The sequence below is a fragment of the Pararhodobacter marinus genome (assembly GCF_003122215.1).
Taxonomy (GTDB): Bacteria; Pseudomonadota; Alphaproteobacteria; order Rhodobacterales; family Rhodobacteraceae; genus Pararhodobacter; species Pararhodobacter marinus.
Map to the genome: position 1 here is coordinate 93,590 of NZ_QEYD01000005.1, position 21,766 is coordinate 115,355.

17 protein-coding genes and 1 pseudogene are annotated in these 21,766 nt (G+C 67.3%); 13 read left to right on the forward strand and 5 right to left on the reverse strand.

The window, feature by feature from the left end:
* Window positions 1-28 precede the first annotated feature (28 nt).
* From C4N9_RS09215 to C4N9_RS09225, 3 genes and pseudogenes are all read left to right on the forward strand, one after another.
* Window positions 29-823: a class II glutamine amidotransferase gene (locus C4N9_RS09215; RefSeq protein ID WP_109533038.1), complete on the forward strand. Its 795-nt coding sequence runs from the start codon at window positions 29-31 to the stop codon at window positions 821-823.
* Window positions 820-1,701 (forward strand): annotated as a pseudogene (locus tag C4N9_RS09220) (fatty acid desaturase). Before C4N9_RS09215 ends, C4N9_RS09220 begins: the two are co-directional and overlap by 4 nt.
* Before the next feature lie 57 nt (window positions 1,702-1,758).
* Window positions 1,759-4,158, forward strand: a complete 2,400-nt coding sequence (locus C4N9_RS09225) for an ATP-dependent helicase (protein WP_109533039.1) — start codon at window positions 1,759-1,761, stop codon at window positions 4,156-4,158.
* Between the two features lie 758 nt (window positions 4,159-4,916).
* Here C4N9_RS09225 and C4N9_RS09230 read toward each other — a convergent pair.
* Window positions 4,917-5,138 (reverse strand): DUF1127 domain-containing protein, encoded by a 222-nt coding sequence (locus C4N9_RS09230; protein ID WP_109533040.1) that lies wholly within the window; start codon window positions 5,136-5,138, stop codon window positions 4,917-4,919.
* A 402-nt stretch (window positions 5,139-5,540) separates the two neighbouring features.
* On the opposite strand from C4N9_RS09230, the gene C4N9_RS09235 reads away from it, so the two are divergent.
* The 9 genes from C4N9_RS09235 (at window position 5,541) to C4N9_RS09275 (ending at window position 16,055) form a co-directional block, all read left to right on the forward strand.
* Window positions 5,541-6,635: an Mrp/NBP35 family ATP-binding protein gene (locus tag C4N9_RS09235; RefSeq protein ID WP_109533041.1), complete on the forward strand. Its 1,095-nt coding sequence runs from the start codon at window positions 5,541-5,543 to the stop codon at window positions 6,633-6,635.
* Between the two features lie 967 nt (window positions 6,636-7,602).
* A complete protein-coding gene (mraZ, locus tag C4N9_RS09240; protein WP_109533042.1) occupies window positions 7,603-8,133 on the forward strand; it encodes a division/cell wall cluster transcriptional repressor MraZ in 531 nt (176 codons plus the stop codon).
* Between the two features lie 11 nt (window positions 8,134-8,144).
* Window positions 8,145-9,137: a 16S rRNA (cytosine(1402)-N(4))-methyltransferase RsmH gene (gene rsmH, locus C4N9_RS09245; protein WP_109533043.1), complete on the forward strand. Its 993-nt coding sequence runs from the start codon at window positions 8,145-8,147 to the stop codon at window positions 9,135-9,137.
* Window positions 9,137-9,454, forward strand: coding sequence for a cell division protein FtsL (ftsL, locus tag C4N9_RS09250; protein ID WP_109533044.1), 318 nt, complete (start codon window positions 9,137-9,139; stop codon window positions 9,452-9,454). The genes rsmH and ftsL overlap by 1 nt, the downstream gene beginning before the upstream one ends.
* Window positions 9,451-11,229, forward strand: coding sequence for a peptidoglycan D,D-transpeptidase FtsI family protein (locus C4N9_RS09255; RefSeq protein ID WP_109533045.1), 1,779 nt, complete (start codon window positions 9,451-9,453; stop codon window positions 11,227-11,229). Before ftsL ends, C4N9_RS09255 begins: the two co-directional genes overlap by 4 nt.
* Window positions 11,230-11,340: 111 nt before the next feature.
* Window positions 11,341-12,813, forward strand: a complete 1,473-nt coding sequence (locus tag C4N9_RS09260; RefSeq protein ID WP_109533046.1) for a UDP-N-acetylmuramoyl-L-alanyl-D-glutamate--2,6-diaminopimelate ligase — start codon at window positions 11,341-11,343, stop codon at window positions 12,811-12,813.
* Window position 12,814: 1 nt separating this feature from the next.
* Window positions 12,815-14,245, forward strand: coding sequence for a UDP-N-acetylmuramoyl-tripeptide--D-alanyl-D-alanine ligase (locus C4N9_RS09265; protein ID WP_109533047.1), 1,431 nt, complete (start codon window positions 12,815-12,817; stop codon window positions 14,243-14,245).
* A gap of 3 nt (window positions 14,246-14,248) precedes the next feature.
* Window positions 14,249-15,334, forward strand: coding sequence for a phospho-N-acetylmuramoyl-pentapeptide-transferase (gene mraY, locus C4N9_RS09270; protein ID WP_109533048.1), 1,086 nt, complete (start codon window positions 14,249-14,251; stop codon window positions 15,332-15,334).
* A gap of 160 nt (window positions 15,335-15,494) precedes the next feature.
* Window positions 15,495-16,055, forward strand: coding sequence for a type 1 glutamine amidotransferase domain-containing protein (locus C4N9_RS09275; protein ID WP_109533049.1), 561 nt, complete (start codon window positions 15,495-15,497; stop codon window positions 16,053-16,055).
* A gap of 71 nt (window positions 16,056-16,126) precedes the next feature.
* Here C4N9_RS09275 and C4N9_RS09280 read toward each other — a convergent pair whose 3' ends face one another.
* The 4 genes from C4N9_RS09280 to C4N9_RS09295 all read right to left on the reverse strand — a co-directional run bounded on the left by C4N9_RS09280 (window position 16,127) and on the right by C4N9_RS09295 (window position 20,151).
* Complete coding sequence (locus C4N9_RS09280; RefSeq protein ID WP_109533050.1) at window positions 16,127-16,384, reverse strand: DUF6455 family protein; 258 nt, start codon at window positions 16,382-16,384, stop codon at window positions 16,127-16,129.
* Window positions 16,385-16,584: 200 nt separating this feature from the next.
* The gene (gene der / locus C4N9_RS09285) at window positions 16,585-18,060 is read right to left on the reverse strand and encodes a ribosome biogenesis GTPase Der (RefSeq protein ID WP_109533051.1); all 1,476 of its coding nucleotides are present in this window, start codon (window positions 18,058-18,060) and stop codon (window positions 16,585-16,587) included.
* 59 nt (window positions 18,061-18,119) lie between these two features.
* Window positions 18,120-19,436, reverse strand: a complete 1,317-nt coding sequence (locus C4N9_RS09290) for an outer membrane protein assembly factor BamB family protein (RefSeq protein WP_245902503.1) — start codon at window positions 19,434-19,436, stop codon at window positions 18,120-18,122.
* A 55-nt stretch (window positions 19,437-19,491) separates the two neighbouring features.
* A complete protein-coding gene (locus tag C4N9_RS09295; RefSeq protein ID WP_109533052.1) occupies window positions 19,492-20,151 on the reverse strand; it encodes a tetratricopeptide repeat protein in 660 nt (219 codons plus the stop codon).
* 417 nt (window positions 20,152-20,568) lie between these two features.
* On the opposite strand from C4N9_RS09295, the gene C4N9_RS09300 reads away from it, so the two are divergent.
* Window positions 20,569-21,762, forward strand: coding sequence for an efflux RND transporter periplasmic adaptor subunit (locus tag C4N9_RS09300; RefSeq protein ID WP_109533053.1), 1,194 nt, complete (start codon window positions 20,569-20,571; stop codon window positions 21,760-21,762).
* Window positions 21,763-21,766 lie beyond the last annotated feature (4 nt).

Genomic DNA, 21,766 nt, shown 5'->3' on the forward strand with positions numbered 1-21,766 from the left:
CTGGCGCAGTCAAGACCGGAGCCGTCGCATGTGCCGCTGGGCCGCCTATACGGGCGCACCGATTTTCCTTGAGGACGTGGTCAGCCGTCCGGGCCATTCGCTCATCCACCAGAGCCAATGCGCCACGCTGTGCACCAGCGCGATCAATGCCGATGGATTCGGCGTCGCGTGGTACGGCGAGCGCGACGAGCCGGGCCTTTTTCGCGACATCTATCCCGCCTGGTCCGATCCCAACCTGCGCTCGATCACCGCGCAGGTGCGTTCGCGCCTGTTCCTGGCCCATGTCCGGGCCTCGACCGGCACCGCGACCAGCCGCAACAATTGCCATCCCTTCGTCGTCGGGCGCTGGTCGTTCATGCATAACGGCCAGATCGGCGGCTATGACGGGTTCCGGCGCGAGGCCGACATGATGATCCCCGCCGCGCTCTATCCGCATCGCAAGGGTGCGACCGACAGCGAGGTGCTGTTCCTCGTGGCGCTGGCCGAGGGGCTCGAGGCGGATCCGCAGGGCGCGCTGGCGCGGGCGGCGGGGCGGCTGATGGCGCTGAGCGCGGCACAGGGCGCTCTGCCGCATCTGCGCATGACCTGTGCCTTCAGCGACGGCGAGACGCTCTATGCCGCGCGCTACGCCTCGGACGATCACGCGCCGAGCCTGTTTCACCGCTGGTCGGCCACGCGCGGCGGGCGCGCGGTGGTGTCGGAGCCTCTGGAAACCGACGAGGGCGACTGGGACGCGATCCCGCCCGGATCCTTCTGCCGCTTCCATGGCGAGCGGGTCGAGATCCGCCCCTTCGCGCCCGAGATCGGCGCGCGCGCGGCGTGACCCATGGCGATTTCCTCAGCGCGCTGCCGGCCGAGCGTCGGGCGGCCCTGACCGCGCGGCATCCGGGGCAGGGACTGTGGCACCTTGCCCTGCATGGCGGCGCGATCCTGTTGACCGGCGCGGCGATTGCCACGGCCATCCCCGGCTGGCCGCTTTTGCTGCCCGTTCAGGGCGTGCTGATCGTCTTCCTGTTCACGCTGCAGCATGAATGCACGCACAAGACGCCCTTTGCCAGCGACCGGCTTTGCGATTGGGTGGGCGCGATCGTCGGGGCGCTGATCCTCAACCCGTTCACATGGTTTCGCTATTTCCACTTCGCCCATCACCGCCATACCAACCAGCCGGGCGACCCCGAGCTTGAAAGCCCCAAGCCCCGGACGCGGGCCGAATGGCTCTGGCATGTCTCGGGCCTGCCGCTTTAGTGGGGGTCTGCGCGCCTGATCTGGCGGCTGGCGACAGACCGCGAGCGCCCCGCCTATCTGCCCGATCGCGCGCGTCCCCGCGCAAGGCGCGAGGCGCGGGTCTTGCTGGTGGTCTATGCGCTGGCGGCGATCACGCTGATCCGCAGCGATGCGGTCTTGTGGCTCTGGCTGTTGCCGGTTCTGCTGGGCCAGCCCTTTCTGCGGCTCTATCTGCTGGCCGAGCATGGCGATTGTCCGCGTGTGGCCGATATGTTCGCCAATACCCGCACCACGTTCACCACCGCGCTGATGCGGCTGCTGGCGTGGAACATGCCCTATCACGTCGAGCATCACGTCATGCCCAATGTGCCCTTCGACCGGCTGCCGGCGCTGCACGGCCTGATGCGCGATCACTTGCAAGTGACCGCGCCGGGCTATCTGGCGTTTTCGCGGGCCTATCTGGCGCGGCGGCGCTGACGGGGGTTGAACCCCGGGGCCAAGACGGGCAAGACAGGAACAAGTGGGGAACGACGCATGAGTGAACGCAGCCTGTCAGAGATGGCCATGGGGGGCGCCGCGGCCAGCCGGTCGGCGGCCTTTCTCGAAGGTCTGAACGCGCCCCAGCGCGAGGCGGTCGAGACGCTCGACGGCCCCGTGCTGATGCTGGCGGGCGCGGGCACGGGCAAGACCAAGGCGCTGACCGCGCGCATCGCGCAGCTGATTGCCACCGGGACCGCGCGTCCCAACGAAATCCTGGCCGTGACCTTCACCAACAAGGCCGCGCGCGAGATGAAATACCGCATCGGCGCGCTTCTGGGCGACGCGGTCGAAGGGATGCCGTGGCTGGGCACCTTCCACGCGATCGGCGTCCGTTTCCTGCGCCGTCATGCCGAGCTGGTGGGCCTGAAGCCCAGTTTCACGATCCTTGATACCGACGATCAGCTGCGGCTGATGAAACAGCTCATCCAGGCGTGGAACATGGATGAAAAGCGCTGGCCCGCGCGGCAGCTGGCCTCGCTCATCGACAATTGGAAGAACCGCGCGTGGCGGCCCGAACAGGTGCCCGGTTCGGAAGCGGGGGCGTTCAACAACCGCGGAACCGAGCTGTATGCCGCTTATCAGGAGCGACTGCGCACGCTCAATGCCTGCGATTTCGGCGACCTGCTGCTGCATGTGGTGACGATCCTGCAGACCCATCCCGACGTGCTGGCGCAGTATCAGCGCTGGCTGAAATACATCATGGTGGACGAGTACCAGGATACCAACGTCGCGCAGTACCTGCTGCTGCGGCTCTTGGCGCAAAGCCACAAGAACATCTGCTGCGTGGGCGATGACGACCAGTCGATCTATGGCTGGCGCGGTGCCGAGGTGGGCAACATCCTGCGGTTCGAGCGGGACTTTCCGGGCGCCAAGGTGATCCGGCTTGAGCAGAACTACCGCTCGACCCCGCATATCCTGGCTGCGGCCTCGGGCGTGATCAAGGGGAACGAGAACCGGCTGGGCAAGACCCTGTGGACCGAAGAGACCGAGGGCGAAAAGCTCAGGCTGATCGGCCATTGGGACGGCGAGGACGAGGCGCGCTGGGTCGGCGAAGAGATCGAGGCGCTGGAACGGGGCACGCGCGGCATGGACCCGGTCAGCCCCGACGGCATGGCGATCCTGGTGCGCGCGAGCCACCAGATGCGCGCCTTCGAGGACCGCTTCCTGACCATCGGTCTGCCCTATCGGGTGGTTGGCGGCCCGCGCTTCTATGAACGGCTCGAGATCCGCGACGCGATGGCCTATTTCCGGCTTGCCGTCAGCCCGACCGACGATCTGGCCTTCGAGCGCGTGGTGAACACGCCCAAGCGCGGCATCGGCGACAAGGCGCGACAGACGATCCAGCGCGTCTCGCGTGAGGCCGAGGTGCCGCTTCTGATGGGTGCGGCCCTGGTTCTGCGCGACGGGCTGCTGGGCGGCAAGGCTGCGGCCAATCTGCGCGAATTCATCGAGAACATGGCGCGCTGGCACGACATGGTGCGCAGCCCCGTCGTGCCTGGCCAGGACGACGCGCTGGTGATCGACGACGAGGCGCCTTCTGCCGGTGTCAGCCATGTGCGGCTGGCCGAGATGATGCTCGACGAATCGGGCTATACCGCGATGTGGCAGAACGAGAAGACGCCCGAAGCGGAAGGCCGGCTGGAGAACCTCAAGGAACTAATCAAGGCGCTCGAGGAATTCGACAGCTTGCAGGGCTTTCTGGAACATGTCGCGCTGATCATGGACAACGAGAGCGAGGAAACGCAGGAGAAGGTCACGATCATGACCCTGCACGCGGCCAAGGGGCTGGAATTCCCCGTGGTTTTCCTGCCCGGCTGGGAAGACGGGCTGTTTCCCTCGCAGCGCTCGATGGACGAGAACGGGCTCAAGGGGCTCGAGGAAGAGCGCAGGCTGGCCTATGTCGGCATCACCCGTGCCGAGCAACTGTGCCTGATCTCGTTCGCGGCCAACAGGCGGGTTTTCGGCCAGTGGCAAAGCCAACTGCCCAGCCGGTTCATCGACGAATTGCCGCGCGATCACGTCGAAGTGCTGGTGCCGCCTGGCCTGCATGGCGGGGCGTTTGGCGCGGCCGGGCGGCATTCGGGCACCGCGACGCCCGATCCCGACTCGCTGGAAGGGCGCGCGACGCGGGCAGATGTGTACAATGCGCCCGGCTGGAAGCGTCTGCAGTCGCGCGCAAAGGCCGCGCCCGCTGCGCCCAAGGCCGTGCGCGGTGCTGCAGCCGAGGTGCATTTCGCCCCCGGAGAGCGGGTTTTCCACCAGAAATTCGGTACGGGCACCGTGATGGCGGTGGATGGCGACAAGCTGGCCGTGGCTTTCGACCGCGCGGGCGAGAAGCATATCGTTGCCCGCTTCGTCTTGCCGGCAGACGGAATGGATGACGTGCCGTTCTGACCTTCCGGTCAGGTTTCAGCGATGTTTTCTTCGTGCTGAAAACTTAATAGCACCCGAGGGGTAAATGATTATTTCATTTGCCCCTTTTGGTCGCGCAATTTCCGGCGTTTCCGGGAGCAGCATGGCGCCACCGGCGGTGCGGTCCGGCGCAATATCTTGAGAACGAAAAACAAAAAAAAGCGCGGTCGCCCAGGGAGGAGGAGGGGCGACCGCGCTCTGTTCCGGTGTTCGGGGGAGGATCCGTTCACCGTTTGAGGAGGGCGCGGCGCTCCGAGGGAGGAGAGAGAAGCGCCGCGCCTCTGACGAACGCCAGGGAGGAGGAAGGCGTCCGTATCCGGGTGGGGCCAGACCTTTGCGAAAGGCCCCTGAATGGGGGCGCGGTTGCTCAGGGAGGAGGAGGAGCAACCGCGCTGTATACGATCGACCGAGGGAGGAGGTCCGGCCACCGTAAGGTTTGGGCGCGACGCTCCGAGGGAGGAGAGAGGAGCGTCGCGCCGGAACGAACGCCAGGGAGGAGGAGGGCGTTCGCATCTTTTTGGGGCCAGACCTTTGGAAAGGCCCCGGAATTCGGGGCGCGGTTCCCAGGGAGGAGGAGGGGAACCGCGCCGGAGTGCTGTCGGCCCAGGGAGGAGGAGGGGCCTAAGCTACTGGTCGGAACCGAGCCGCAGGGAGGAGGAAGCGGCGGGTTCCTTGCACGATCGGCCCAGGGAGGAGGAGGGGCCGTCGTTCTGGTCACAGGCCCCGGAGGGCCCGGAAATTCAGGCGTCTTTGCCGTAGGCCGCTTCGTAGGCCAGGCGCGTGATCATCGACCGGCTGATGCCCAGATCGGCAAGCTCGCGGCTGGAAAGCGCGTTCAGTTCGTTGTAGGTCCGCACGTAGACGCGCGAACGGGCCCAGGCGGTGCGCAGCGCGCCGAAAGTTTCGGCGATCGGGGCCAGGAAGCCGGTGCTGCGGGTCGTATTTGCTGTTGCGTAAGCCATCTCGGTCACTCTTTCGTCTCTGGCGTTCGGATCTTCGGGCCGGGTGCCTCTGAATTTCTTCCGCCGTTGAAGCAAAGATGGTCTAAATGCTGCATGCGCACAATCCCTTTCCTTGGCATTGCTGCTATGCGGCAAGAGCATGGCAACGTAGGGTAAAGCCGCCTCTGGCCTGTATTTTTGCGAGAAAACACCCTCAAAGGTTGAATTTCGCGCCGGATTCCGGGCTAGCCCTGCGACAATCTGTACCTGTGATGCGGGAATCGGGGTGAATGTGTACATCGCCGGACAGAATGTCGCGCCCGACCCGGCGATTGGGCGCTTCCACTTGTCCTAGCCCTTGTCTTGGCGCGATTCCTGCGCAGGTTACGCCCAACGAATCTTCAAGCTGAACAGGAGTTCCCGATGACGAGCCCCACACGCGACGAGGTGCTGGCCGTACTCGCCCGCATCCCGCTTCCCCAGGGCGGGGATCTCGTGAGTCATGATCTGGTGCGCGCGCTGGTGGTCGATGCGGGCGCGGTCCGCTTCGTGATCGAGGCCGAGACGCCCGAACAGGCGCGCGCGCTCGAACCCGTGCAGGCCCAGGCCGAGGCCGCGCTCAAGGCGCTGCCCGGCGTTGCGCGCGTGGCCATCGCCATGACCGCGCATGGTCCGTCGGCGAAACCGGCGCCAAAGCCCGCCGCTCCGTCGCAGGGCGAGCCGCCGGCGCTGAAGATCGGGCGCCACCCGACCGCCGGCCCGTCCGAGGTTCCGGGCGTCAAGCGCATCATCGCCGTGGGGTCGGGCAAGGGCGGGGTCGGCAAATCCACCGTCTCGGCCAATCTGGCCATCGCGCTGGCGCGCGAAGGGTGGAAAGTGGGGCTTGTGGATGCCGATATCTATGGCCCCAGCCAGCCGCGCATGATGGGCGTGACGAAAAAGCCCGCCTCGCCTGACGGCAAGACCATCATCCCGCCCGTGGCGCACGGGATCCGCGTGATCTCGATCGGGATGATGCTGCCCGAGGATCAGGCGCTGATCTGGCGCGGGCCGATGCTGATGGGGGCTTTGCAACAGCTGATGACGCAGGTGGCCTGGGGCGATCTGGATGCGCTGGTCATCGACATGCCGCCGGGCACGGGCGACGTCCAGATGACCCTGTGCCAGAAATTCCCGGTAACCGGCGCAATCGTCGTCTCGACCCCTCAGGACGTGGCGCTTCTGGATGCGCGTCGGGCGCTCAATGCGTTCGAGGTGCTCAAGACGCCGGTTCTGGGGTTGGTGGAAAACATGTCCACCTTCATCTGCCCCAATTGCGGCCATGAAGAGCATATCTTTGGTGAAGGCGGCGTCACGCGCGAGGCCGAGGCGCTGGGCCTGCCGGTTCTGGCGCAGCTTCCGCTGTCGGTCGAGGTGCGGCTGTCGGGCGATGGCGGCCTGCCGGTCGCGGCGACGGACAGCCCGGCCGCCGAAAGCTACCGGGCGATGGCACGGCAACTGATCGGCCAGCTGGCCTGACAGGGTTAAACCTTAAGGATCTTCAGCGCGCGCGGCCCGTCCCCGGGTCGCGCGTTTTTCGTTTCCGGGACGGCGGCTGGCACCTTATGGCACTTCGCGTCGCTGTCCGGTCGCGTGGCGGCACCGGATGGGAAATTCCGGCCCGGAGCGGGCCTGCCCGGGGCGAAGGGCGGCATGTCAGGCGGGAAAAGGCGGGAGATCGGGTGCGCCTGCGGCCCTTGATGGGAAATCCCGGCACCTGCGGGGCGGCGGGCTGCGGTGGCTTGGGAAAACATGGCACCCATTTCGGCGCGAATGGAGCGCGAAAAAATAGCGGGGGCGTGATGGAACCGACTCGACTCCGAGACGCGAATGCGACTCACGGTGCCGTGATCCGAGTCGCTGGCGGAATCGCGGGAATCCAGCGGCGAATCCGCCGTCAGGCGCCCTCGGCGGATATTGGCCGAATCGGAAAGAGCGGATTAGGGCGGTCGAGATTTCTGGAGTGAAATCCGGATCACGCGCGTGTTATCGGTTGCCTGTGTCGGATGGGCAACATTCGTCCTTGGGCTGTCCCGATTCTCCGATTTCGGGTCGCACAAATCGCCCCGCAGGATGTGGTGTGCTGTGCGTCGGTTTGGCCAATATATGGTTAACAGAGAGTCGCCAGACCCGTATCTGGTGGCAGCCCTCTGCCTCCCGGTCCGAAAAAAGACCAAAAGTGCCAACATGTGCCATGGACTGCCAGGAAGTCTCATGCGTATAGTGGGTTCACGGAAGCAGAGAACAACAACCGCTTCCGAAAGGCAGACTACAGGCAACCACCAACGACCAAGAATCTAGAGCGTAGCGAGCAGCGTCCTCGACCCCCCCCCCAGTAGGACGGTTGCGCATCTAGACGACCCCAGAAAATGGGACGAGGGCGCCGGCCCGGGTATGGCAGCACCCGGGCCGGCGTTACTTTTTCGGGCTCCTTGCGGGCCGTGGCATGAGGCGCAAAACCGTGGCGCGTGGCTTTCGCGGAAGCGAAACACAAACGATCGACGCGAAAGGGCGGGTATCCATACCGCCCCGTTTCCGGCGTGTGATCGAAGCGGGCGACCCGGATTGGGAAACGGGCAAGCGTGCCAACATGGTGATCGTGTTCGGTCCTCCGACGCAGAATTACCTCAAATGCTACACCATCAAAGAGATCGAGAGAATCGAGGAACGCATCAAGCTGTTGCCCAACGGCTCGAAGCAGCGCCGCGCGCTCGAAAAGATCTATCACGCGCTGGCCGACGATATCGAGGTGATGGAGGATGGGCGCATCCTGCTGCCCGTCAAGCTGCGCACCAAGCTGGGCCTGACGAAGCAGGCGCTGTTCGTCGCCGCCTCGGACCAGTTCATGATCTACAAGCCGGAAACCTACGAAGAGGTCGAAGGCGGGTTCGAAGACATCTTCGCCGACGAGGACGATGATTTCGACTACGAATCCTGGCTGCCCGAGCTTCCGGCCAAGAGCGAAACCCCTGAATGACGGACGGGCCCATGTCGAGCGACCCCCAGGACGCCCCGCATATCCCCGTCCTTCTCGGCCCCCTGCTTGCCGGTTCTGCCCCGGTGCGGGGCGTCTGGTTGGACGGCACGATGGGCGCGGGCGGCTATACGCGCGGGCTGGTCGACGCCGGGGCCGAGCGCGTGATCGGCATCGACCGTGACCCGCTGGCGCTGCGCATGGCGCAGGACTGGGCCGCGCCCTATGGCGCGCGCATTCGCGTGGTGCAGGGCACGTTTTCCGATCTGGACACGCTGGCCGGTGAGCCGCTTGACGGGGTGGCGCTGGATCTTGGCGTGTCGTCGATGCAGCTCGACCTGCCCGAGCGCGGCTTTTCCTTTACCCGTGACGGCCCGCTCGACATGCGGATGAGCCAGGAAGGGCCCTCGGCCGCCGATCTGGTGAACACGGCCGACGAGACGGCGCTGGCCGATATCCTGTTTCATTACGGTGAAGAGCGCGCCTCGCGCCGGATCGCGCGCGCCATCGTCAAGGCGCGCGCGGTGCAACCGATTAAAACCACGCTGCAACTGGCCGAAATCGTCAGCAGCCAGTTGCCGCGTCCGAAGCCCGGGCAAAGCCACCCTGCGACCCGCAGTTTCCAGGCGCTGCGCATCGCCGTGAATGCCGAGTTCCACGAGCTTGTCGACGGGCTGGAAGCGGCCGAACGCGCGCTCAGGCCCGGTGGCATTCTGGCCGTGGTCAGCTTCCATTCGCTCGAGGACCGGATCGTCAAGCGCTTCTTCCAGCAACGCTCGGGCCGGGCGGGGCAGGGCAGCCGCCACGCCCCGGTGACCGAGCATGAAGCGCCGCGTTTCGAGACGCTCACCCGCAAGGCCATTGCCGCGGACGAGGACGAATGCGCCGCCAATCCGCGCGCGCGCTCGGCCCTGTTGCGCATCGGCCGCCGGACCGATGCGCCCGCCGGCCCGGTCGACCGGAGCGCGCTGGGCTTGCCCCGTCTTGTTCTGCAAGGAGATCGCTGATGCGTGCCGTGTTCTACATGCTTGCCGCCTTCGGTGTCATCGGGCTGGCGATCTGGGCCTATGACCAGAACCAGAAGACCCAGACCGCGCTGAGCGACGTGCGCGACCTGCGCGCCGAGATCCGCTCGCTGAACGAGGCGCTCGACGTGCAGCAGGCCGAATGGGCCTATCTTAACCGTCCGCAGCGTCTGCGCGCGCTGGCGGTGTTGAATTTCGAACGTCTGGGCCTTGGTCCGATGGAGGGCCGCCAGTTCGGCCAGATCGAAGACGTTCCCTATCCGCAGATCCTTGCCTCGACGCCGGAGGATACGCTGTGACCCGCACGCCGCTCAGACCGCTGGCCCGTGTTCTGGACGCCCGTTCGCAGGGCGTGAACCCGTCGGGCATCGAACGCGAAAACCTGCGCCTGCGCCGCGAACAGGTGCGCGATGCCGGGCGCCGCCGGGCGGAATGGCGCATCCTGTTCCTGGCGGTGGCGTTCTTCGCAGGCTATGCCGCGATCGGCGCCAAGATGGGGATGCTGGCCGCCTCGCCGGTGGCCGAGCCCGAAGCCTATGCCGGCGAATCGATCTCGGGCGAGCGGGCGGATGTGCTCGACCGCAACGGGCGGCTCCTGGCCACGAACCTCGTCACCCATTCGCTCTATGCCGAAACCCGCTATCTGGTCGATGGCGTGCGCGCCGCGCATGAGCTGGGGCGCATCTTTCCCGATCTCGATGTCGACCGGCTGGCCGCGCGGCTGACCGATCCCGACCGCCGCTTCGCCTGGATCCGCGCGCGGGTGTCGCCCGAACAGGCGCAGGCCGCGCATGACATCGGCGAGCCCGGCCTGCTGCTGGGCCCGCGCGACATGCGGCTCTATCCCAACGGGACGCTGGCCGCGCATGTGCTGGGCGGGACGACATACGGCGAACAGGGGGTGACCGCGGCCGAGATCGAGGGCATCGCGGGGATCGAGCTGGCCGGGGACGACCGGCTCAGCGATCCCGACCTGGCCGATGTGTCGCTGTCGCTGTCGCTGGACCTGTCGATCCAGGCGGTGGTCGAAGAGGTGCTGGCGGGCGGCATTCAGGTCTATAACGCCAATGGCGGCTCGGCCATCCTGATGGACGCCTATACCGGCGAGATCGTGTCGATGGCCTCGGCGCCCACCTTCGATCCCAACGACCGGCCCGCGCCGGCGCTGTCGGGCGACCCGGCCGATTCGCCGCTATTCAACCGCACCGTGCAGGGGCTTTACGAGCTGGGCTCGGTGATGAAGGTCTTCGCCGTGGCGCAGGCGCTGGAAATGGGGCTGGTCACGCCCGACACGATGGTCGACACCCGCGGCCCGATGCGCTTCGGGCGCCACCGGATCAGCGACATGCACCGCATGCCCGCGCAGATGACCGTCACCGACGTGCTGGTCGAATCGTCGAACGTCGGGACCGCGCGGCTGGCGCAGATGATCGGCGCCGAGCAGCAGCGCGCCTTCCTGCAAAGCTTCGGCTTTCTGGATCCGATGCCGATCGAATTGCCCGAATCGCGCAATGTGCGCCCGCAATACGACCCCCGCTGGTCCGAGATCACCTCGATGACCGTCAGCTACGGCCACGGGCTCAGCATGACGCCTTTGCATCTGGCGGCGGGCTACGCGACCATCGTCAATGGCGGCACCCGCGTGCAGCCCACGCTTCTGCGCCGCACCAACCCGGCGCTGGGCGAGCGGGTGATTTCCGAGCGGACCTCGCGCCAGATGCGGGCGATGATGCGCCGCGTTGTGACGGACGGCACCGCCTCGATGTTCGGCGAGGCCGAGGGCTATGCCATCGGCGGCAAGACCGGCACCGCCGACAAGCCGAACCCGCAGGGCGGCTATTACGAGGACCGGGTCGTCGCCACCTTCGCCGGCGCTTTCCCGATGACCGATCCGCGCTACGTTTTCGTCGTGACGATGGACGAGCCGACGGTCTTTGCCGCCGGTCAGAACCGCCGCACCGCCGGCTGGACGGTCGTTCCCGTGGTGCGCGAGATGGTCGAACGTGTGGCGCCGATGCTGGGCCTGCGTCCGCAGGGCGCGGCGGAGATTGATGCGATGCTCCGCCTGCGCTAGGCATCCCCAAGGGTCGCGACGGCCAATCCGTAAGCGTCGGTGGCGACGGGCCAGTCGGAAGGCCTGTCGCGACGGCAAACCGCGCGAGCCTGATTGCGCAAGGGGGCAAAGATGACGAAAATCACTCTGGGTGAGTTGGGCCTGACCCCGCGCCGGGGCGATCCCCGGACGCGGGTCGATGCGATCACGCTCGACAGTCGCGAGGTCAAGCCCGGCACGCTGTTCGCAGCCCTTCCCGGCACGCGTGTCCATGGCGGAGAATTCATCGACCCGGCCTTGCGCATGGGGGCGAGCGCCATCCTGACCGATCGCGAAGGCGCCCGCATCGCTGCCGAAACGCTGGATCGTCATGCCGACGCCGCGCTGATCGTGGCCGAGGATCCGCGCGCCACGCTGGCGATGGCGGCGGCGCTGTTCTTCGGCTCTCAGCCCGCCGTAATGGCCGCCGTGACCGGCACCAACGGCAAGACCTCGGTCGCCAGTTTCACGCGCCAGATCTGGACCGCGCTGGGCTACGAGGCGATCAATATCGGCACCACCGGGGTCGAGGGCGCCTGGGGCCGTCCGCTGGCCCATACCACCCCCGATTCGGTGACCTTGCAGCGGCTCCTGGCGCAGGCGGCCGAAGCCGGCGTCACCCATGCCGCGATGGAGGCCAGCTCGCACGGGCTGGATCAGCGGCGGCTCGAAGGCGTGCGGCTGGCGGCGGCGGCGTTCACCAACCTCTCGCAGGACCATCTCGATTACCATGCCTCGATGGAGGAGTATTTCACCGCGAAAGCCGGCCTGTTCGCGCGCCTTTTGCCCGAAGACGCGGTGGCGGTGATCAATATCGACGACGAATGGGGCGCCAAGCTGTCGGGTATCGTCGCCCAGCCGGTGTTGAAGGTCGGCTCGGAAGCCGATTGCGACCTGCGGATCGTCGCGCAACGCTTCCATCCCCACGGCCAGACCCTGCGTTTCGATTTCAAGGGCCATGTCCACCAGGTCGATCTGGATCTGGTCGGCGGGTTCCAGGCCTCGAACGCGCTCGTTGCGCTGGGGCTGGTTCTGGCCACCGGCGGGGATACGGACGAGGCGGTGCGCGCGCTGGAAAGCCTGCAGGGCGTCAAGGGACGGATGCAACTGGCCGCCACGCGTGAGAACGGCGCGCCGATCTATGTCGATTACGCCCATACTCCGGCGGCGGTGGAAACCGCGCTGAAGGCTTTGCGCCCGCATGTGATGGGGCGGCTGATCGTCGTTCTGGGGGCCGGGGGCGACCGCGACAAGCTCAAGCGCCCGCTGATGGGCAAGGCGGCGGCGGAGAACGCGGATGTTGTTTTTGTGACAGACGACAACCCCAGAAGCGAGGATCCCGCCGCTATCCGTGCAGAAATATTGAAAGGCGCGCCCGAGGCCAACGAGGTCGGTGACCGCGCCGAGGCAATCCTGCGCGCGGTCGATGCGCTACAGCCGGGGGACGCGCTGTTGATCGCCGGCAAGGGGCACGAGACCGGTCAGACCATCGGCGGCGTGGTGTATCCGTTCGACGATCTCGAACAGGCCAGCGTCGCCGCCGCCGCGCTTGACGGGACGCTCTGACATGGCGCTCTGGACACAGCGCGACGCCGAGCAGGCCACCGGCGGCACCGCGACCGCGCCTTTCGAGGTCACGGGCCTTTCCATCGATACCCGCACGATCCGCCCGGGCGAGATGTTCATCGCCCTGAGCGCCGCGCGCGACGGCCACGATTTCGTGGCGCAGGCCTTCGAGAAGGGCGCCGCTGCCGCGCTTGTCAGCTGTGTCCCCAAGGGCGTCACCGGTCCTTGTCTGGTCGTCCCAGACGTGCTGGACGCGCTGGTCGCGCTGGCGAAGGCCGCGCGGGCGCGCACGCAGGCGCGGGTGATCGCCGTGACCGGCTCGGTCGGCAAAACCTCGACCAAGGAGATGCTGCGCCATGTCCTGTCGCGGCAAGGCGCCACCCATGCCGCCGAGGCGAGCTACAACAACCATTGGGGCGTGCCCCTGACGCTGGCGCGGATGCCCGCCGATACCCGTTACGCGGTGATCGAGATCGGCATGAACCATCCCGGCGAGATCGCGCCGCTGGCGCGGCTCGCGCGGCCGCATGTCGCGCTCGTCACCATCGTCGCCTCGGCGCATCTGGAAGCCTTCGGTTCGCTCGATGGGATCGCGCATGAAAAGGCCGCGATCTTCGACGGGCTCGAACCGGACGGAACCGCGCTTTACAATGCCGATCTGCCGACGACGCCGATCCTGGCCCGTGCCGCCGCCAAGGCCGGGCAGGCGCTGGGCTTCGGCGAGGCAGAGGACGCGGCCTACCACGTCACCGAGATTTCGATTTCCGCCGACAGCTCGGCTGTGCGGGGCGAAATCGCCCTGCAGCCGGGCCATCCGGCTCGGAAATTCCTGTTCAAGACGGGCGCGCCGGGCCGCCATCTGGCGATGAACGCCGTGGCCGCGCTTGCCGCGGCCGAGGCCGCCGGAGCCGAATGGGACATCGCGGCGCTGGATATCGCCGACTGGCGCCCGCCTGCCGGGCGCGGCCAGCAGGAGGTGATCCGCCTCGACAGCGAGATCGACGCCAGCATCACGCTGATCGACGACGCCTTCAACGCGAACCCCGCCTCGATGGAAGCCGCCTTCGAGGTGCTCGCCGCCACGCCCACAGGGCCGGGCGGGCGCCGCGTGGCGATTCTGGGCGAGATGCTGGAACTGGGCCCCGACGAGAGCGCGATGCATGCCGGCCTCGCGCGGCATCCCGCGCTGGATCGGATGGACGTCATCCACACGGTCGGTCCCCGGATGCAGGCGCTGGCCGAGGCGCTGCCCGAAAGGCTGCGGGGTCTGCATGTCGCGCAGGCCGACGATCTGGGCGAACAGGCCCACAACCTGGTGCAGCCCGGGGACGTGGTGCTGGTGAAGGGCTCGAAAGGCAGTTATGTGTCGCGTGTGGTTGACGTCCTGCGCAACCTCGACCACCCGCTTCCCGACGAGCAGACAGGGAAATAGCCAATGCTCTACTGGCTTGCCGAGTTTTCCGAGGCCTTCATCGGCTTCAACCTTTTCCGTTACATCACCGTGCGAGCGGGGGCGGCCTTTTTCACCGCCCTCATTTTCGGCTTCGTCTTCGGACCGCCGCTGATCAACTTCCTGCGCAGGCGGCAGGGCAAGGGCCAGCCGATCCGCGAGGACGGGCCCGAATCGCACCTGCTGACCAAGAAGGGCACGCCCACGATGGGCGGGCTGCTGATCCTCTCGGCGCTGTCGGTGTCGACGCTGCTCTGGGCGCGGCTCGACAATCCCTATGTGTGGATCACGCTGCTGGTGACCTGGGGCTTCGGCCTGATCGGTTTCGCCGACGATTACGCCAAGGTGACGAAATCGAACACCAAGGGCGTCTCGGGCAAGATCCGCATGGGCGCCGGGCTGGTGATCGCGGCGCTGGCGGCGGTGGCCGCCGCATGGGCCCATCCGGCCGAGCTGACGGGCCAGCTGGCGATGCCGGTGTTCAAGGCCGCGCTCATCGATATGGGGTTGTTCTACGTGCCCTTCGCGATGATCGTGATCGTCGGCGCCGCCAACGCGGTCAACCTGACGGACGGTCTGGACGGGCTGGCGATCATGCCGGTGATGATCGCCGCATCCACGCTGGGTGTCATCGCCTATGCCGTGGGCCGCGTCGACTTTACCGCCTATCTGGACGTGCATTACGTCCCGGGCACGGGCGAATTGCTGATCTTCACCGCCGCGCTGGCGGGCGGGGGGCTGGGCTTCTTGTGGTACAACGCCCCGCCGGCCGCCGTGTTCATGGGCGATACCGGCTCATTGGCGCTGGGCGGCGCGCTGGGGGCGATCGCGGTCTGCATCAAGCACGAGATCGTGCTGGCCATCGTCGGCGGGCTGTTCGTGGTCGAGGCGCTGAGCGTGATCATCCAGGTGGCCTATTTCAAGCGCACCGGGCGCCGGGTCTTCCTGATGGCACCGATCCACCACCATTTCGAGAAACGCGGCTGGGCCGAGCCGCAGATCGTCATCCGGTTCTGGATCATCAGCCTCGTTCTGGCGCTGATCGGGCTGGCGACGCTGAAGATCCGCTAAACCGCCCGTCGCTGTACGCAAGTCTCAAGCCCGCCCCGGTCCCCGAGGGCGGGCTTTTCGCGACGTTACCCGCGCAGACAGGATTTCGTGACCGACGGGCAAGGAACACGCGCCGCCCACAGCGGTTACTCCCCCAACGGAAACGAACAGGAGTGCTGACATGCAATCGCTGTCTGGAAAGAAAATCGCCATCCTCGCCACCCATGGTTTCGAGCAATCCGAGCTGGAAGTGCCGCTCAACGATCTGCGTGACGCGGGGGCCCAGGTCCATGTCGTCTCGCTTGAAGAGGGCCAGATCAAGGGCTGGGATGAAAGCGACTGGGGCCGTGCGGTGCCGGTCGACGTAACCCTGTCTGATGCCAGCGCCGCCGATTACGACGCGCTGGTCCTGCCCGGCGGGCAGATCAATCCCGACCTTCTGCGGGTCGAAGAGAAGGCGCTCGACTTCGTCAAAGCGTTCTGGACCGACAAGAAGGTCGTGGCGGCGATCTGCCATGCACCGTGGCTTCTGGCCGAGGCGGGGATCGCCAAGGGGCGCAAGCTGACCTCGTACAAGTCGATCCGTACCGACATGATCAATGCAGGCGCCGAGTGGCACGATGCCGAGGTCGTCACCGATCAGGGCCTTATCACCAGCCGCAACCCGGGCGACCTGAAAGCCTTCGTGGCGAAGATCGCCGAAGAGATCAACGAAGGCCGCCACGAACGCCGCGCGGCCTGACCGGAAATCTCGTCACAAACGCCAGAGCCGCCCCTCGGGGCGGCTCTTTGCGCTGCTGGTCTGCCGGTGGCTCAGTGGCTCTTGGCGCGTGCCAGCATCCCGCTGTTGCGGCAATAGGCAGGGGGGGTGTCGGCGTCGTGGCCGTGGGCGTCCATCCAGTTCCGGCAATCGCCCGAGCCTTCGCAACCCATGCAGACCAGCACTGCGTTGCGCAGCTCCTGTCCCTGGATGCGGCCGAACATCAGCGCTTCGGCCAGATCGGCGTGAACGGTTTCAGCCATCGACCCGATCAGGTCCGAATGCTGGTCAAGTTTCTTGAGAAATCCCATGGCGGCGGCTCCGGTTCGGTTGAAGGCATGAACTGGTTGCAAAGATAACCGCGCAGGAGCCCACCAACCTTGATCCGGATCAAATCGCACCCGCCTTCCTGAAGACGTGCCAATGGCGGGAGAACAGCCGTAAACGCAGAACGGCCCGCGCGGGTTTCCCCATGCGGGCCGTGTCCGGGAAAGGCGGCCGGTGCCCGTTATCAGTGTTTCGGCGCGATGTGCTTTTTCAGCTTCGAGCGCTGCGCGGTCTTGCGGCCCTTGAACGGGTTCTGGTCCGACTGACCCCGGAACCACAGACGGATCGGCGTGCCCGGCATGTCGAAACTCTCGCGCAGACCGTTCACCAGATACCGGCGATAGGCTTCGGGCAGTTCGTCGGGATGCGAGCATTTCACCACGAAGCCCGGCGGACGCGTCTTGGCCTGGGTGATGTATTTCAGCTTGATGCGGCGGCCGCCCGGGGCAGGGGGCGGATGCGCCTCGGTCATCGCGCTGAGCCAGTTGTTCAGCCGCGAGGTGCCGACGCGCCGGTTCCAGATCGCGTGCGCGCGCAGGATCGCGTCGTGCAGGCGGTCCATGCCGCGCCCGGTCTTGGCCGAAACGGTGACCAGCGGTGCGCCCTTCAACTGCGGCAGCAGCTTCTCGAAGCCCTGCAGCAGCGCTTTCAGCTTGTCCTGCTTGTCGTCTTCCAGATCCCACTTGTTGACCGCGACGACGACCGCACGGCCTTCGGTTTCGGCCAGATCGGCGATGCGCAGATCCTGCGTCTCGAACGGGATCGCGGCGTCCAGCAGGACGACCACCACCTCGGCGAACTTGACCGCGCGCAGACCGTCCGCGACCGAGAGTTTCTCGATCTTGTCGGTGACGCGGGCGCGGCGACGCATCCCGGCAGTGTCGAACAGCCGCATCGGCGTGCCGTTCCACTGGAAGGGCAGGGCGATGGAATCGCGGGTGATCCCGGCTTCGGGACCGGTGAGCAGGCGGTCCTCGCCGATGATCTGGTTGATCAGCGTCGATTTGCCCGCATTCGGGCGCCCGATCACCGCCACCTGCAACGGGCGCTTCAGCGTCGGCGCCCAGTCGGGCGCGGCCTCGCCGCCCTCGGTATTGTCGGTCTCGCTGTCTTCCTCGACGGTGACATCCGTGATCGGCGCCTCGGCCTGTGCACGCTCCTCGAACCCTTTCGCCAGCGGCATCAGCTGGTGATAAAGCTCATCCATCCCCGCGCCATGCTCGGCCGACAGGCGGATCGGCTCACCCAGACCCAGCGAGAAGGCTTCCAGATAACCGCCTTCGGCCGCGTTGCCCTCGGACTTGTTGGCGGCAAGGATCACGTGGCGCGCGCGGCGGCGCAGGATGTCGGCGAAGATTTCGTCGGCGGGGGTCACGCCCACGCGCGCGTCGATCATGAACAGGCAGACATCGACCATTTCGACCGCGCGCTCGGTCAGGCGGCGCATCCGGCCCTGCAGGCTGTCATCGGTGACATTTTCCAGCCCCGCCGTGTCGATCACGGTGAAGCGCAGGTTCTGCAGCCGCGCCTCGCCCTCGCGCAGGTCGCGCGTGACGCCGGGCTGGTCGTCGACCAGCGCCAGTTTCTTGCCGACGAGGCGGTTGAAGAGCGTGGACTTGCCCACGTTGGGCCGGCCCACGAGGGCAAGGGTAAAGGACATGACGCACTCTCAGGACGGAAACCGCCCACATAGGCGGCACCGCCCCGATTGTAAAGCCGTCAGCGATAGGCCAGCAACTGGCCTTCGCGGTTGAGGATATACATCACCCCGCCCGCGACGATCGGCGCCGAGGCCGCGCCTTCGGGGATCGGGATCTCGGCGACGATGGCGCCCGAGGCCGGATCGAAGCCGCGCAGCACGCCCTCGCCCGAGGCCACCCAGAGCCGCCCGCCGGCCAGAACCGGGCCGTGTTGGGGGAAGATCGACAGGCGGCGGCGCAGGCGCGACGTGGTGTAGAGCGGCAGTTCCGTGGCCCAGATCACCGAGCCATCCGCCGCGTTGAGCCGCATCAGCCGGTTCTGGTCGCTGACCAGAAAGACCGAACCGCCCACCGGCCAGACCGGCGCATTGGCGCCTTCCTCGGTCGTCCAGATCGCCCGCCCGGTTTCGGCGTCCAGCGCGAACAGGCGACCCGACTGGTTCGCGGCGTAGATCCGGTTGCCATCGACCACCGGATCGCCGGTCAGCGCGGGGATCGTGCCCAGGGCGGCGCCGGTGCGGCGGCCCACGGCGGCGGTGGTCCAGGTCTGCCCGCCATTCGAGCGGCGCACGGCGGTCAGCTCGCCCGATTGCGTCGGAAAGACCACCAGATCGCCCGCCACAGCCGGGGCCGAACCGCGCGCCACGGTCGAGCGGGCGGGTGTGCCCGGCAGCGTCCACTCGATGCGCCCGCTTGCGGCGTCGAGCGCCCAGAGCGTCGAATCCAGCGCGGTGACATAGACGGTATCGCCCGAAACGGCGGGTGAGCCGTTCAGCGGGCTGTCGAAATCGACGCGCCACAGCTCCTGCCCGGTGGCCGTGTCGAGCGCGGCAAGGAAGGCGTTGGCCGAGGCCACGAAGAGCCGCCCGCCGCTCACCGCCAGCGCCCCGCCCGAGGCCGAAGAGCGCGCTTCGCGGGTGGTCGTCAGGTCGGTGGCCCAGATCGCCGCCCCCGACGCCGAGGTCGCCTGCACGCGCGAGCGCGCATCCAGCGTGTAGATCGCGCCATTCGCGGCGACCGGGTCCGTGGTCAGGCGCGCGCGGCGGCTGTCGCCCTGACCGATGGGCGTGGCCCAGATCAGCTGCGGATTGGCCGACAAGGCCGGGTGAGCGGGCCGCGCGCCCGGCGTGCCCTGCCGCTGGGTCCAGGCGGCATTGGCATTCTGCGCCGGCAGCGAGATGGCGACGGTGCGGTTTTCCACCTCGGCCTCGCCGCCGCCCCAGGGCGCGCGCAGATCGACGCGCTCGCCTTCCAGGATTTCCTCGCGGTTGCAGGCGGCGGTCAGGGCGGTCGCGCCGATCAGGGCGCCGATGGCAAGAATACGGGTCACGCTCACGTCGGAATCTCCGTCAGGTCAGCCAGAAAGGGGGCGGGAAGGGGCGGCAAGCCGGTCAGCCGAAATCCGACAGCGGATCGCCGCCCAGAACGACGATCATCTGCACGACGCGGCGACGAAGGCCGTCGGTCAGGTCAGGCTCCTGCAACAGCGCGCGCGCGCCTTCCAGCGCCGCCTCGCGCTCGCCCGCCTCGACATCCAGCAGCACAAGCTGCTCGAGCGCCAGCGGGCGGAAGGCGCCGCCCGGGGCGGACAGCCCCTGCAGCGTCGCGCGGCGCTCGTCGATGGGGATCAGGGACCCGCCGACGATCACCCGCTTCAGCGCGGCGATCTGGCGATAGCTGGGGGGCAGGTCGGCGTTGTTCTCGACCTGGGCCAGCGCGGCCATTGCGCCTTCGCGGTCATCGGCCATCAGCTCGGCCGCGCCCAGAAGCAGCGACAGGATGCCTTCGCGCGCACCTTCGGCCTCGATCGAGGCCAGCGCCTCGGCCCGGCCGGTGGCGTCGTCGGTGTCGAGCGCGGACAGGATCTCATCCCCGAAAGCCTGCGACTCGGCGGTGATCTGTGCCTTGCGGTATTCGTTATAGGCGGCGCCGCCCACGATCAGGATCACGGCCACGACCGCGATCCAGCCGTATTTGCGCATCGCGGCGAACAGGCGGTCGCGCTTGAGTTCCTCGTTCACCTCGTCGATGAAACTGTCGGGGTTGCTCACCTGGGCCTCCGTCTGTGGCGGGCGTCTCGTTCTGCGTCTCCGGCCCGTCGGTGTCGCCGGCGCAGAAACGGTTCCGCCTCTCCTAACCCGGATGCGCGGGGCTTGCCAAGTCTGCAGCCTTTCTACGCGCGCAGGATTGCCGCTTTTGCCATCACGATGCCGCGGGGCCCGGCCAGCGATGCCGCAGGGCGGAAAAATCGCATCGCAAAGGCATCATGACGCAGCGGAGAGCGGGGCACGGCAATTGCATTACCTTTGCGTCAGGAGTAATCCAGCGGCAACGCACCGCGTATAGATGTATGAAGCGTCCGCCGCGCCCTGTCCGCCGGATCGCGATTTGAGAGCGCGCGACCTTCGGGTCCGGCGGAAGCCCCGCCGCCCGCGACCGCGCCGCTTGGAAGCCTGGAAGGTTCTGGAATGCGTGTCGTCCCGATAATCACCGCCGCGCTTGTGCTGGTCGTGCTGTATCTCTTCGTGATGGAGCGCGACACGCTGCTGTCCTGGGTTGGCGTCGAAACGGCGCAGACCGACGAGAGCGCCGGCGCCCCCTCGGGCGCTGCCGCCGCGGCGACCGTCGACGGACCCGAGGACGAGGGGCCGCAACTCTTCGGCGTCGTGGTCGAACGGTTCGAGGAACGCGATCTGGAAAGCGCCATCGTGCTGCGGGGCCGCACCGAGGCGTCGCGTTCGGTCGAAGTGCGCGCCCAGACCTCGGGGCTGGTCCTGTCCACGCCGCGTGCGCGCGGCTCGCTGGTCGAAGCGGGCGACGTGCTGTGCGAACTCGATCCCGGCACCCGCGCCGCCGCCCTGTCCGAAGCCGAGGCGCGGCTCGCAGGGGCGCAGGCCACCCTGACCGAGGCCGAGATCAACCGCGAAACCGCGACCCGGCTGGCCGAGGGCGGGTTCCGCGCGCAAAACAGCACCGCCAGCGCCGACGCGGCGGTCGAGGGCGCGCGCGCCGCGCTGGAAGCGGCGCAGGCCAGCGTCGAAGTCGCGCAGGCCGAACTGGACCGCCTGACCATCACCGCGCCCTTCGCCGGCGTGCTCGAGGTCGATTCCGCCGAAACCGGCAGCCTGATGCAATCGGGCGGGCTGTGCGCGACGATCTACCAGCTGGATCCGATCCTGCTGGTGGGATTCGCCGCCGAAACGCAGATAAACCGGCTTGAGCCCGGCGCGATGGCGGGGGCGGAATTGTCGAACGGTCAGCGCGTGCAGGGGCGGGTGACGTTTCTGGCCCGCGCCGCCGACACCGCCACCCGCACGTTCCGGGTCGAGGTCACGGTGCCCAATCCCGATCTGGCGCTGCGCGACGGGATGAGTGCGACGCTGCTCGTCGGGGCGTCGGCCACGCGCGGCCATCTGGTGCCCGGCTCGGCGCTGACCATCGATGACGAGGGCGTGCTGGGCCTGCGTCTGGTCGATGAGACGAACCACACCTTCTTCCAGCCCGTGACCGTGTTGCGCGACGCGCCGCAGGGTTTCTGGGTCACCGGCCTGCCGGAGGTGGCCGATGTCATCGTCGTCGGGCAGGAATACGTCACCGACGGGATCGAGGTTCAGGTCACGCGCCGCGGCGACGGGGCCGCCGACACCAGAAGCGGAGAGTGATCCG